The following is a 12,822-nucleotide window of genomic DNA, read 5'->3' as shown; positions in this document are numbered from 1 at the left end:
CGTCAGCGGCGGGAGCCGAGGACGAACGTCCGGATCGCCGTCACCGCGGCCCCCCGGGCCCACTCCGAGAAACCGGTGAGCTGCACGTCCACGGGCAGGTCCGTGGCCAGGGGGTTGCGGCCGGCGCGAATCCCCGCCTCCAGCGCTGCCCGGCCGACCTCGGCCAGGCGTGCGTTCTCGCCCGAGACGACCACCCGTTCGGGCATCGTGAAGTTCCCGACGGCCGCGACCAGGGTGCCGAGCGCCAACGCGGCGTCGTCGACCACCCTGCGGGCCAACGGTTCCCCCTGCTCCGCGAGGTCCAGGACCTCCGCGACGGTGACCGGGCGGCGCAGAGCCAGTCCGGCCCGCGCCGTGAGCGCCCCCGTCGTGAGCACGGCGTCGGCGCACCCGACGTGCCCGGCCGGGCAGAGGGGGCCGTGCGGGTCCACGGGGTGGTGGCCCAGCAACCCGACGGCGGAGTCGGGCTGGTCGACGACCTGGTCGTGGACGACGAGGCCGTAGCCGATCCCCATGCCGACGACGACGACGGCGAAGTGCCCGCAGCGGCGCGCCGACCCGAACCACTGCTCGGCGCGCGTGAGCGAGAGGACGTCGTTGTCGACGACGACGGGGACGCCGAGCAGGTCCTCCATCGGACCCCCGAACGGAACGTCCTCCCAGCCGAGGTAGCGCGCGCTGTCGACGACGCCGCCGGCTCCCACCCTGCCGCCCAGGCCGACGCCCACGGCCCGCACCGGTCGGGGGTCGAGCGCGTCCAGTTCGCCGACGAGCGCCGCAACGGTCCGGCTCACGTGCCCGGGGGAGCGGTCGGCGAGGGGGACCTCGCGCTCGGCGACGACCTCGGCCCGCAGGGTCGTCAGCACCGCGTGGGCGGTGTCGGCCGTGAGCTTGACGCCGACGAAGGCGTCGCGGGTGTCGTCGACGTCGAGGGGGCGCGTGATGCGCCCGGACGCCGGGTCGCAGACCCCACGGGTCTCGACGAGGAGCCCGGAGTCCAGCAGGGGCTTCGACAACCGCGTGAGGCTGCCGGCCGACAGGTCCAGCCGGCGCGCCAGTTCGCTGCGGGGCAGCGGGCCGTCGAGCAGCACCTCGACCGCGATGCTGTGCGCCGCACCGGTCAGCGGCGTCCACGTCGACCGCTGCCGGGTCGCCGAGTCCAGGCTCACCCACGACCTCCCCGCCGGCGACGACCCCGTCGCTCCCTGCCCCGGAACGGTAGCCGACTTCCGTCCCGAAAGTCGTTGGTGCGGCAGATGCCCGGTCTCGAGCAGATCACGATGCGGTACTGGGTCCCGTGAGGCCGTTGACGACTCGCTGTGTATTGGCGTAGAACTCGGGGCACACGAAGAGCCCGGCCCACGACGACGTGACCACGGAGATCCAGTGCACCCCACCCTTGCCACGCCAGCCCGCCCCCGGACGGCCTGAGCCATGGCGCTCACGAGCAGGAACGCGCGGACGGGCAGGGTGTCGCTGTCCGGTCAGGAACTGCGCCCGGACGTCAACGGGTCGCGCCGCGAACGCCTGACGGCCATCGCCTTCATCGCGCCCGCGCTGCTGGGCTTCACCGTCTTCTACTTCTGGCCCACCCTGCGGGGGCTGTACTTCAGCTTCACGGAGTACGACGTCTTCAACCGGCCGGTCTTCGTCGGGCTGGACAACTACTCGAAGCTGCTGCAGGACGAGACCTTCTGGAACGCCATGAAGGTGACGGTCCAGTACGTCCTCATCAACATCGGCACTCAGACCGTGCTCGCCCTGCTGCTCGCCGTCCTGCTGCACCGGCTCACGCGCTCGATCGTGGTCCGCAGCATCATCGTGCTGCCCTACCTCATCTCCAACGTCGTCGTGGCCCTCGTCTTCTACTGGATGCTGGACGCCCAGATCGGCATCACCAACCAGGCGCTGCAGTTCCTGGGCCTGGACGCCATCCCGTTCTTCGGCGACCAGAACTGGGCCATCCCGACCATCGCCTTCGTCAACACGTGGCGGCACCTGGGGTACACGGCGCTGTTGCTGTTCGCCGGGATGCTCATGATCCCCGGCGACGTCTACGAGGCCGGCCGGGTCGACGGCGCGTCGGAGTGGAAGATGTTCTGGCGCATCACGTTGCCGTTGCTGCGACCGATCCTGGCGCTCGTCCTCGTCATCACCGTCATCGGCTCCTTCCAGGCCTTCGACACGGTCGCGGTGACGACGTCGGGCGGACCGGGTGACGCGACCCGGGTGATCCAGTACTACATCTTCGACCTCGCCTTCCAGCGCTACCAGTTCGGGTACGCCTCGGCGGTCTCGGTCGTCCTCTTCCTCATCCTCGCCGTCGTCGCCTTCGTCCAGCTCCGGCTGATGCGGGCCGACGAGTCCGACGTCGCCTGAGCGACCAGAGCGTTCTGAGAGACCAGGAGTCGTCATGGCCACCACCGCCACCACCTTCGACGAGGCCGTCGCGGTCTCGAACCCCGCGGGTCGAGCCCGCCGGGGACGGCCCGGGATCGGGCGGGTCCTCGCCTGGACCACCCTCGGGCTCATCATGCTCGTGACCCTCTTCCCCTTCTACTGGATGCTGCGGACGGCGTTCTCCAACGGCGCGTTCCTGGCGACCGAACCGACGAACCTGCTGCCGGTCGAACCCACCCTCGGGGCCTTCGAGCGTGTGCTGGGACTCGCGACCACGGCCGAGGCCCAGGCGCAGGCCGGGTCGGGGGCCTCGGTGAGCCTCTTCCGCTCGCTGCTCAACTCCGTCCTGACGGCCACGTTCATCACGTTCGGTCAGGTGTTCTTCGGGGCGATGGCCGCCTACGCCTTCTCGCGGTTGAAGTGGCCGGGCCGCAACGCGGTCTTCTTCCTCTTCCTCACCGCGCTCATGGTCCCGCCGATCTTCACCCAGCTGCCGAACTTCCTCCTGATGCGCGACCTCGGCCTGCTGAACAGCTACGCGGCGATCATCCTCCCGTTCTTCTTCATGACGCCGTTCGCCATCTTCTTCCTGCGCCAGTTCTTCCTCGGCATCCCGCGCGAGGTGGAGGAGGCCGCACGGCTCGACGGCGCCGGTGCGGTCGGACGGTTCTTCCGGGTCATCCTGCCGATGGCGTCGGGGCCGCTCGTGACCCTGACGATCCTGCAGTACATCCAGGCCTGGGGTGAGTACTTCTGGCCGCTGCTGGTCGCCTCCGACCGTGCCCACCGGACGCTGCAGGTGTCCCTCGGCATCTTCCGGTCGCAGACCCCCCAGGGCGCGCCGGACTGGGCCGGGCTCATGGCGGCGACGCTCCTGGCTGCCCTGCCCGTCATCGTCCTGTTCGCGGTGTTCAGCCGCAAGGTCGTGAACTCCATCGGTTTCTCCGGGATCAAGTGAGGTCGGCTGTGAAGCTCTCCAGAAGACTGCGCACGGCCGTGGCCGCCGCCGGCACCGCGGCGATGCTGACGGGCTGCGGCACCTACGGCGTCGACCCCGGCGCGGACGGCCAGACGGGCACCGTCACCTACTGGCTGTGGGAGTCGGCCCAGCTGCCGGCCTACCAGCAGTGCGCCAACACCTTCGAGACCGAGAACCCGGACATCGAGATCCAGATCGAGCAGTTCGGCTGGGACGACTACTGGAACAAGCTGTTCACGGGGTTCGTCGCCAACTCCGCCCCGGACGTCTTCGCCGACCACACCCAGCGCTACGGCGAGTTCGCCGAACGCGGCCTCATCGTGCCCATCGACCAGCAGGTGCAGGACGCGGGCATCGACCTCGACGCCTACGTCCCCGGCACGACCGACCTGTGGATCGGCCCGGACGGCAAGCGCTACGGCCTGCCCAAGGACTTCGACACGATCGGGCTCTTCTACAACGAGACCATGGCCAAGGACGCGGGCATCTCGGTCGAGGACATGAAGAACCTCACCTGGAACCCGCAGGACGGTGGCACCTACGAGAAGGTCATCGCCCACCTGACCGTGGACGAGAACGGCGTCCGCGGTGACGAACCGGGCTTCGACAAGTCGAAGGTGAAGACGTACGGGCTGGGTCTGGGCTCCTCCGGGGCACCCTTCGGCCAAGTCGAGTGGAGCTACCTCGCCATGACCACGGGGTGGACCTACGCCGACAAGGAGATGTGGGGCACGAAGTTCAACTACGACGACCCCCGGTTCCAGGAGACGTACTCCTGGTGGCGCGGGCTCATCGAGAAGGGCTACATGCCGCCGCTGGCCTTCACCGAGGGCGGGTCGCCGGACCAGCAGATGCAGGCGGGCCGGTACGCCATCGTCAGCGAGGGGTCCTGGCAGACGGCCAACTACGGCAAGCTCAAGGGTGTCGACCTGGCACTGGCACCGACCCCGATCGGGCCGTCGGGCAAGCGCTCGGCCATGCAGAACTCCCTCGCGGACTCGATCTCGACGTCGTCGAAGGTCAAGGGTGCGGCGTGGAAGTGGGTGAAGTACCTCGCCTCGGAGGAGTGCCAGTCCGAAGTGGCGAAGGCCGGGGTCGTCATGCCAGCCATCGCGAGCACCGTCGAGACGTCGAAGGCCTCGCTGGGCAAGACCGGCTTCGACATCAGCGCCTTCACCGACCAGGTCGAGCAGGGGACGACGTTCCCCTACCCGGCCGTCCTCAACGGGGCGGAGTTCCAGTCGATCATGTCGTCGGCCATGGACAACGTCATGGCCTTCAACGCCGACGTCGACAGCCTCACCGCGGCGAACGACAAGGTGAACGCCCTGTTCACCGCCCCGAAGCGGTGACCGCCGAGCCGACGGTCCGGGTGGCGCGGTAGGCGCCGGGGGAGCAGCCGCACGCCTTCGAGAAGTGGGCGTAGAGGCTGCTCCCCGACCCGAACCCGGCTGCATGGGCGACAGCCGCCGTCGTCATCGACGTCGTCAGCAGCAGGCGCTGCGCCTCGGCGATCCGGTGCCGCAGGAGCTGCTCGCCGAGGGTCACCCCGACGGTGGAGCGGAAGAGGGTCGTGGCGTAGTTCGGGTTGAGGTTCGCCGCCCGGGCGATGTCGGCCGGGGAGATCGCGGACCGGAAGTTCTCGGCCGTGAAACGGGCCATCCGCGCGACGGGCCGCAGGTCGGTGCGGGGCGCTGCGGGGGCCTCCGCCTCGACTTGCCCGTGTGCCAGGATCCTCAGCACCAGGGCGTGACCCTCCAGCAGGACCGTCCCCGGGTCCGCCCCCGACGCCAGGTCCCGTTGCCACGTGCCGAACTGGGGGACGACGTGGTCCCCGACGGCGCCCGTGGGGACGACCAGCACCCCGTGGGACAGGATGCGCGCCGCGGCGCCCTCGGGCAGCGTCCAGCGCAGCACCGCGGCCAACGGCAGGTGGATCCAGCAGATGTCGCTGTCCTGCGGCTCGCGCGGCGGGACGAGGCGGTGCGGGACGGCGGCCCAGAACATGGCCGTGTGCCCCTCGGGCACCGTGACTCGACGGCCCCCCAGCAGGTACTCCAGCGAACCCCGCACCGCCACGTTGACCTCGACGTCGTCGTGGCGGTGGAACTCGCGCATGGGGGGCGCGGATCCCCGGTGCACCCACAGGGCCGGCTCGGCGACGTCCATGGGGCCACGGTACCTGAGGATGCTGGAACTTCTCGTGGGCGCCACGGAGGCCCTGAGTGCGGTTCCGCACCTAGCCTGGGGACATGACGCAGAGCCCCAAGATCACCATCATCGGCGCCGGTGGTTTCGTCTTCCCGTTCCGCCTCATCGGCGACATCCTCAGCTTCCCGGCCCTGCAGTCGGCCCGGCTGTGCCTCATGGACGTCCGTCCCGACAAGCTCGGCCCGGTCGCCGACGCGGCCCGCAAGCTCGTCGCCCACCACGGGTTCGACGCCCAGGTCGAGGAGACGACCGACCGCCGGACCGCCCTCGACGGGGCGGACTTCGTCATCATCACGTTCCAGGTCGGCGGCGTGGAGGCGTACAAGGACGACGTCCTCATCCCGCGCCGGTACGGCATCGACCAGACCGTCGGCGACACGCTCGGCCCCGGAGGGGTCTTCCGGTTCCTGCGGTCCGTCCCGGCCTACGAGGCCATCGCGGCCGACGCGCTCGAGGTCTGCCCGGACGCCGTGTTCATCAACTACGCGAACCCGATGGCCATGGCCACGGCGTTCCTCAACGCCAAGGGTCTGAAGACCGTGGGGCTGTGCCACAGCGTGCAGGGGACCACCCGCATGCTGGCCCGCACGCTGGACGTCCCCTACGACGAGGTGAACTACCTGTCGGCCGGCATCAACCACCAGGCGTGGATCCTGAAGTTCCGCCGTGGCCAGGAGGACCTCTACCCGCGGCTGCGCGAGGTGATGAACGAGAAGCACGTCGCCGGTCGTGGCGCCCAGGAGCTGGCCGGCGACGACGGCGACCACAGCGAGGCCGCGCAGGCCGCCAGCACCTACGAGGGCGGCAACGAGCAGGTCCGCACGACGCTGATGAACGCCTTCGGGTACTTCGAGACCGAGTCGAGCCACCACGCCTCGGAGTACCTGCCGTACTTCCGCAAGACCCCCGAGATGGTCGAGCACTACATCCCCGAGCGCTGGGACTACTACGAGATCTGCGTGGGTCACGACGACCAGGGCGACATCGACACCCAGCTGGCCAAGCTCAAGGAGGAGCTCGCGCCGAGCGTGGAGTACGGCGCGTCCATCGTGAATTCCGTCGTGACGGGCGTCCCGAGCGTCGTCTACGGCAACGTGCCCAACGGCCCCGGTGTCATCGCCAACCTCCCGGCCGACGCGTGCGTCGAGGTGCCGTGCCTCGTCGACGAGAACGGGGTGCAGCCGACGTCGATCGGGGAGCTGCCGCTGCAGCTCGCCGCGCTGAACCGCACCAACGTCAACGTCCAGACGCTGGCCGTGCAGGCCGCGCTGACCGGGAACCGCGAGAACGTGTTCCACGCCGTGGCCCTGGACCCGCTGACGGCGGCCCTGCTCACCCTCGAGCAGATCCGGGCCATGACGGAGGAACTGCTCACCGCGCACGCCGAGCGGCTGCCGGAGGCTCTGCGCGCATGACCAGACCGCCGATGGGCTGGAACAGCTGGGACTGCTACGGCACCACGGTGACCGAGGCGGAGGTGCTCGCCAACGCGCGGTTCCTGGCCGAGCACCTCCTGCCGTTCGGGTGGGACACCGTCGTCGTGGACATCGACTGGTCCGACCCGACGGCCAAGGCCCACGGCTACAACGAGGGTGCACCCCTGTGCCTGGACGCCGCGGGCCGGCTCGTCCCCGACCCCGGCCGGTTCCCCAGCGCGGCCGGGGGCGCGGGGTTCGGCCCGCTCGCCGCGCAGGTGCACGCCCTGGGGTTGAAGTTCGGCATCCACGTCATGCGCGGCGTGCCCCGGCTCGCGGTGGACGCCCGGACCCCGTTCGCGGACCGCACCAACGTCTGCGAGTGGAACCCCGACATGCTCGGGCTCGACCACTCCCACCCCGGGGCGCAGGCGTACTACGACTCGGTGCTGGAGCTCTACGCCTCCTGGGGCGTCGACTTCGTCAAGGTCGACGACATGCTGTGGCCGTACCAGGCCGCCGAGGTCGAGGCGTTCGCGCGGGCCGTGCGCCGGTGCGGGCGGGACATCGCCGTGAGCCTGTCGCCGGGGCGGGACCTGTCGCTGTCCCGGCTCCCGCACCTGCGCCGGAACGCGACCATGTGGCGCATCTGCGACGACCTGTGGGACCGGTGGGAGGACGTCGAGGCGAACTTCGCGCGCTTCGCCCGGTGGGCCCCGCACGCCGGTCCCGAGGGCTGGCCGGACGGGGACATGCTGCCGCTCGGCCGGATCGGGTTGCGCGCCGAACGCGGGGAAGCGCGCGACGACCGCCTGACCCCGGCCGAGCGCCGGACCCTGCTGACGTTGTGGGTCGTGGCGCGCTCACCGCTGATGATCGGTGGCGACCTGCCCTCCTCCGACCCCGCGACCGTGGCGCTGTTCACGAACCCCGACGTGCTCGCGGTCCTGGAGGCCACCGGGAACCGCGAGGTGTTCCGCGAGGACCCGCTCGTCCTGTGGTCGGCGCAGGGCCCGGACGGGAAGGGTTTCGTGGCCGCCTTCAACCTCGGCTCCGAACCCCTCGACGTCGCCCTGGACAGCCAGGACGTCGACCTGCCGGCCCGGCTCGGAACGGTCCACGACGTCTGGACGGGTGAGGTCGTGCCGACCGTGGCCGTGACGGTCCAGGAGGACGCCACCCGCGGTGTCGCCCCCGGCAGCACGGCGGTCCCCGTCCACCTCGAGCCCCACGGCTGCGTCCTCCTCCGCCACGACCCTCGGTGATCCGAGGGGGCGGGTCGTCGGCGCGCAGGGACGGGCTCCCGGACCCGCGGATACCATCCGCCCATGGGGCACGCTGACGTGGTCGAGGGCGGCGGCTCGACCGTCGCCGGCGTGCTGGACGCCGCCGCGCGGGTGCCCGGGGTGAGGATCGACCGCGCCGGCTACCTCCGGTCCGCCCTCAAGCGGTACTGCACCGACGAGCAGATCGAGCGAGCGGTCGTCGTCGGGCCGGCGGCCGCAGGCGTTCCCCCCGAGGTCGTCGACGCCGCCGCCAGGACCTCCATCGCCTTCGAGACGACCAGGGTCACGGGCCTGTCGACCCTCGCGGGGCTGCCCGGTGGGCTGGCGGTGGTCGGAGCCGTTCCCGCGGACCTCGCCCAGTACGTGGGGCACATGCTGCGGGTCGCGCAGAAGCTCGCCTACCTCCACAGCTGGCCGGAACTCTTCGACGAGGACGCCGACGAGGTCGACGAGGCGACGCAGGGCATGCTGATCCTCTTCGTGGGGGTCATGGTCGGTGTGCACGTGGCGCAGAACGGCGTGGTCAGGGTCGCGGGGATGGTCGCGGCCAACGCGACGAAGCGGCTCCCGCGGCAGGCGCTCGCGCGGGGGGTCGTCTACCCCGTCGTCAAGAAGGTCGCCCGGCAGCTCGGCGTGCGGATGAGCAAGACCCTGTTCGCCCACGGCGTCGCCAAGGTCGTCCCGGTGGTCGGGGCCGTGCTGTCCGGGGGCCTGACCCTGGGGACCTTCCTGCCCATGTCGAGGAGGTTGCAGAAGCACCTCGCGAGCCTGGAGTTGACGAGGCCAGGCCCCCGCGGCCCGGGCGCAGGGGCCCCCGGCCCGGTGGCGGTGGCGGTCACGACGGATCGGGCAGCGCTGGACGCGGCCCCCCGTCACGGTGAGCCGCGCGTCGACGGCGACCTCCGCCCCACCTCCTAGCCCGCCCCACCCCAAATCGTCACGCCCCGTCGCCACCCGTCACAGGCCCGCGCGGAAAACACTCTCTCCGCCCTCCGAAAAGCATTTCGAAGGGCGGAAAGAGTGTTTTCCGCGCGGGGTGGGGGGCGGGGCGGGGCGGGGCGGGGTGGGGGCGTCGGGGTGGGGGTCAGGCGGGGAGGGCGCGCCAGGCGGTGCGGCGGCGGTGTTGCTCGTCGGGGTCGGTGACGGGGGCGGCGGCGACGAGGCGGCGCGTGTAGGGGTGCATCGGGCGGGTCAGCACGGCCTCGGCAGGACCCTCCTCGACGACGCGGCCGCGGTGCAGCACGGCGATGCGGTCGGCGACCTGGCCGACCACGGCGAGGTCGTGCGTGATGAAGAGGCACGCGAAGCCGAACCGCCCCCGCAGGTCGGCCAGCAGGTCCAGGACCCGCGCCTGCACCGACACGTCGAGCGCGCTCGTGGGTTCGTCGGCGATGAGCAGGTCCGGACCGAGGGCGATGGCGCGGGCGATGGCGACGCGCTGGCGCTGGCCGCCGGACAGCTCGTGCGGGAACCGGTCGCCGCTGCCCGCGGGCAGGGCGACGGCGTCGAGCAACCCCGCCACCCGGTCGCGGACCTCGCGGGGCGGGGCGTCGGTGTGCAGGAGGAGGGGTTCGGCGACGGAGTCGGCCACGCTCGCCCGCGGGTCCAGCGAGGAGTACGGGTTCTGGAAGACCACCCCGACACGGGCCCGCACCGCTCGCAACGCCTTGCCGCGCAGCGTTGTCGGGTCGACGCCGCTGATGCGCACCGACCCCTGGGTGGGTCGGACGAGTCCGTTGACGACCCCGGCGAGCGTGCTCTTGCCGGACCCCGACTCCCCGACGAGGCCCAGCACCCGGCCGGCGCCGATCCGCAGGTCCACACCGTCGAGGGCGCGCAGCCCCTCCTGCCGCCACCGACCGCCGTACGTCACGGAGACGCCCCGGACGTCCAGGACCGGGACCTCGATCCCGGGGTCGGTGCCGGGCAGGGAGGAGCGCGCCGGGTCGTCCGGGACCGCCCGGTGGTCGCGTTCTCCGGACACCACCTCCGTGTCGAGGTGAGCGGCGGGCAGCTGCGGCACGGCGGCCAGCAGTTCCCGCGTGTACTCCGCTCGCGGGGACCGGAGCACCTCGCGCACGGTCCCGGTCTCCACGACCTCGCCGTGGCGCAGGACGACGACGCGGTCGGCGAGGTCGGCCACCACCCCCATGTCGTGCGTGATGAGCACGACGGACGTCCCGCGCCTCACCGTGAGGTCCCGCAGCAGGTCGAGGACGTCGGCCTGCACCGTCACGTCGAGCGCCGTCGTGGGCTCGTCCGCGACGACCACAGCGGGTTCGTCGGCCAGCGCCATGGCGATCACGACGCGTTGCAGCTGCCCGCCGGACAGCTGGTGCGGGTAGGCGCGCACCCGCGACGCGGGGTCGGGCAGCCGCACGGTCTCGAGGAGGTCCAGGGCCCGGGCCCGCGCCGCCGCCCGGCTCGTGCCGGGCCGGTGGACGCGGACCGCTTCGGCGAGCTGGTCGCCGATCGTCAGGACCGGGTTGAGCGTGCTGCCGGGGTCCTGGAACACCATGGAGACCACCGCGCCGCGCAGTCGGCGCAACGGTTCACCCGACAGGGCGAAGAGGTCGCCGTGCCCGGCGAGGTCGGCGTGACCGGTGACGTGCGCCGAACGGGGCAACAACCCCAGCAGGGACAGCGCCGTGACGCTCTTGCCGGAGCCGGACTCGCCGACGACCGCCAGCACCTCGCCCCGGCCGAGGTCCCACGAGGCGCCGTCGACGGCGGTCGTCGCCGACGGACCCGCACCGAAGACGATCCGCAGGTCCCGGACCGAGAGCAGAGGTCCTCCCGCGGTGGGCGTCACGAGCTCACACCCACCGCCAGGTAGTTCGGGTACGCCGGGAAGGCGCCGATGAAGAAGTTCGTCACCTTCGACCCGCGCAGGAACGAGTTGCGGGTGTAGATGAGCGGCACGACGGGGGAGTCCGCCATGACGGCCTTGTCGACGGCCACCCAGGCCTTCGCCGCGGCGTCGGTGTCGACGGTCGCCTGCGCCGTCGCGATCGCGGCGTCGACGGACGGGCTGGAGTACCGGGCGGAGTTGTAGCCGCCGTTGCCGATGGCCGAGGTCGCGAACAGGGGCTGCAGGTTGGCGTTCGGGCTCGGGAAATCAGGCTGCCACGACGCCAGCGCCAGGTCGTACTCGTCGGCGTTCACCGTGTTGATCGCCGCGTAGTACGCGTCCTCGTCCAGGACCTGCAGGTCCACGCCGATGCCGGCCTTGGCCAGGGACGCCTGGACCGCCTGGGCCTGCGCGGGGCCGTTGTTGGACTGGCTGACGAGCAGCTTGAGCCCGGACAGGCCCTGCGGGTGGCCGGCCGCGGCGAGCAGTTCCTTCGCCTTGGCCGGGTCGCCCGACGGGTCGGTCGGGTAGAGGTCGAACTCCTCCCGGCCGGCGATGCCGTCGGTGATGAGCGTCGTCGCGACCTCGCCGGCCAGCGCGGCCGTGCCGGCCGTCGCCACCTGGAACGCCGCCTTGTCGACGGCGTACTGGAAGGCCTTGCGCACCTGCACGTCCTGCAGGGGCCCGCGCCGGGTGTTGAGCGCGAGGAACGCCAGCGCGCCGGACTCCGACGTGACGAGCCGACCCTTGGCCGAGGGGTTGCTGCTCACCTGGACCAGCTGGGCGGGGGAGACGAAACCCGCACCGAACGCGGTCTGGTCGGCGCTGGAGTCGGCGGCCAGGCGCTGCGAGACCACGTCGGTGGCCTGGCCGAGGGAGAACACCACCGAGTCCGGGTAGGCGGGACGCACGTCGTCGGTCGAGGCGCTCCAGTGCTCGTTGCGGGACATCTCGATCTTCACGCCCTGCTGCACGGCCGAGACGACGTAGGGCCCCGAGGCGAGGGGCTTCAGGCCGTAGTCGGCCTCGGCGCCCTTGCCCTCGGGGACGGGGGCGAACGCCGGGGTGCTCGCGACCCAGCCCCAGTCCCCGTACGGCCGGGCGAGGGTGAAGACGAGGGTCTTCTCGTCGGGGGTGGCGATCGAGGCGAGCCGTGCGCCCTCGAACGGTCCGGTGTAGCCGGCGGCCCCCGCCAGCAGGTCCTTGTGGTAGGTCAGGCCGCCGCTGAACGACGCCGCGAACGAGCGTTCCAGACCCCACTTCACGTCGGCCGCCCGGATCGGGGAGCCGTCGGAGAACATCAGCCCGTCCTTGAGCGTGAAGGTCCACGTCGTGCCGTCGTCGCTCGTCGTGCCGACGTCGGTGGCGAGGTCCGGGACGAGTTCGGCGGGTTTGCCGGACTCGACCTTCCAGGTCGTGAGGCGGCGGTGCACGAGCCCCAGGGAGGTGATGGCCAGGCTCTGGCTCTTGGCCGGGTCGAAGTTCGTGCTCGTCGAGGAGACGAGCACGGTCAGGGTCCCGCCCTTGGTCGGCGTCGATCCCGAGGACTGCCCGGAACCGGAACCCTGCCGCTCGTTGGCACCGCACGCGGCGAGGAAGGACGTCGCGCCGAGCCCGGCGAGGACGAGACGGCGGCTGGGGGAGGAGTGGGTGTTCACGGGAGACCTTCCAGGGGACGAG

The 12,822-nt window shown here is 71.5% G+C and carries 10 protein-coding genes; 6 read left to right on the top strand and 4 right to left on the bottom strand.

All coding sequences use genetic code 11. The features are described from left to right. Positions 1 to 2: 2 nt before the first annotated feature. The gene (locus AB0637_RS07605; protein WP_366170948.1) at positions 3 to 1,169 is read right to left on the bottom strand and encodes an ROK family transcriptional regulator; all 1,167 of its coding nucleotides are present in this window, start codon (positions 1,167 to 1,169) and stop codon (positions 3 to 5) included. Between the two features lie 301 nt (positions 1,170 to 1,470). Between AB0637_RS07605 and AB0637_RS07600 the strand changes: the two genes are divergently transcribed. The 3 genes from AB0637_RS07600 to AB0637_RS07590 all read left to right on the top strand — a co-directional run bounded on the left by AB0637_RS07600 (position 1,471) and on the right by AB0637_RS07590 (position 4,731). Beyond that, complete coding sequence (locus tag AB0637_RS07600; RefSeq protein WP_366170946.1) at positions 1,471 to 2,379, top strand: sugar ABC transporter permease; 909 nt, start codon at positions 1,471 to 1,473, stop codon at positions 2,377 to 2,379. A gap of 154 nt (positions 2,380 to 2,533) precedes the next feature. Further along, positions 2,534 to 3,358 (top strand): carbohydrate ABC transporter permease, encoded by an 825-nt coding sequence (locus AB0637_RS07595; RefSeq protein WP_366171087.1) that lies wholly within the window; start codon positions 2,534 to 2,536, stop codon positions 3,356 to 3,358. 8 nt (positions 3,359 to 3,366) lie between these two features. Next, entirely contained in the window at positions 3,367 to 4,731 is a 1,365-nt protein-coding gene (locus AB0637_RS07590; RefSeq protein WP_366170944.1) for a sugar ABC transporter substrate-binding protein, read from the top strand. On the opposite strand, the gene AB0637_RS07585 is transcribed toward AB0637_RS07590, so the two are convergent. Then, positions 4,712 to 5,548 (bottom strand): helix-turn-helix domain-containing protein, encoded by an 837-nt coding sequence (locus AB0637_RS07585; protein WP_366170942.1) that lies wholly within the window; start codon positions 5,546 to 5,548, stop codon positions 4,712 to 4,714. The genes AB0637_RS07590 and AB0637_RS07585 overlap by 20 nt on opposite strands. A gap of 83 nt (positions 5,549 to 5,631) precedes the next feature. Here AB0637_RS07585 and AB0637_RS07580 point away from each other — a divergent pair, with 83 nt between their 5' ends. The 3 genes from AB0637_RS07580 to AB0637_RS07570 all read left to right on the top strand — a co-directional run bounded on the left by AB0637_RS07580 (position 5,632) and on the right by AB0637_RS07570 (position 9,209). Beyond that, positions 5,632 to 7,005, top strand: a complete 1,374-nt coding sequence (locus AB0637_RS07580; protein WP_366170940.1) for an alpha-glucosidase/alpha-galactosidase — start codon at positions 5,632 to 5,634, stop codon at positions 7,003 to 7,005. After that, the gene (locus tag AB0637_RS07575; protein WP_366170938.1) at positions 7,002 to 8,270 is read left to right on the top strand and encodes a glycoside hydrolase family 27 protein; all 1,269 of its coding nucleotides are present in this window, start codon (positions 7,002 to 7,004) and stop codon (positions 8,268 to 8,270) included. Before AB0637_RS07580 ends, AB0637_RS07575 begins: the two co-directional genes overlap by 4 nt. Positions 8,271 to 8,333: 63 nt before the next feature. Next, positions 8,334 to 9,209, top strand: a complete 876-nt coding sequence (locus tag AB0637_RS07570) for a hypothetical protein (protein ID WP_366170936.1) — start codon at positions 8,334 to 8,336, stop codon at positions 9,207 to 9,209. Between the two features lie 166 nt (positions 9,210 to 9,375). Here the strand turns inward: AB0637_RS07570 and AB0637_RS07565 are convergent, their stop codons facing one another. Then, the gene (locus AB0637_RS07565; RefSeq protein ID WP_366170934.1) at positions 9,376 to 11,103 is read right to left on the bottom strand and encodes an ABC transporter ATP-binding protein; all 1,728 of its coding nucleotides are present in this window, start codon (positions 11,101 to 11,103) and stop codon (positions 9,376 to 9,378) included. Continuing rightward, complete coding sequence (locus AB0637_RS07560) at positions 11,100 to 12,800, bottom strand: ABC transporter substrate-binding protein (protein WP_366170932.1); 1,701 nt, start codon at positions 12,798 to 12,800, stop codon at positions 11,100 to 11,102. The genes AB0637_RS07565 and AB0637_RS07560 overlap by 4 nt, the downstream gene beginning before the upstream one ends. Between the last annotated feature and the right edge of the window lie 22 nt (positions 12,801 to 12,822).

The sequence above is a fragment of the Kineococcus sp. NPDC059986 genome (genome assembly GCF_040702905.1).
In the GTDB taxonomy this organism is placed as follows: Bacteria; Actinomycetota; Actinomycetes; order Actinomycetales; family Kineococcaceae; genus Kineococcus.
Note: the sequence above shows the minus strand (reverse complement) of the source record. Positions and strands in the feature narration are given on the sequence as shown.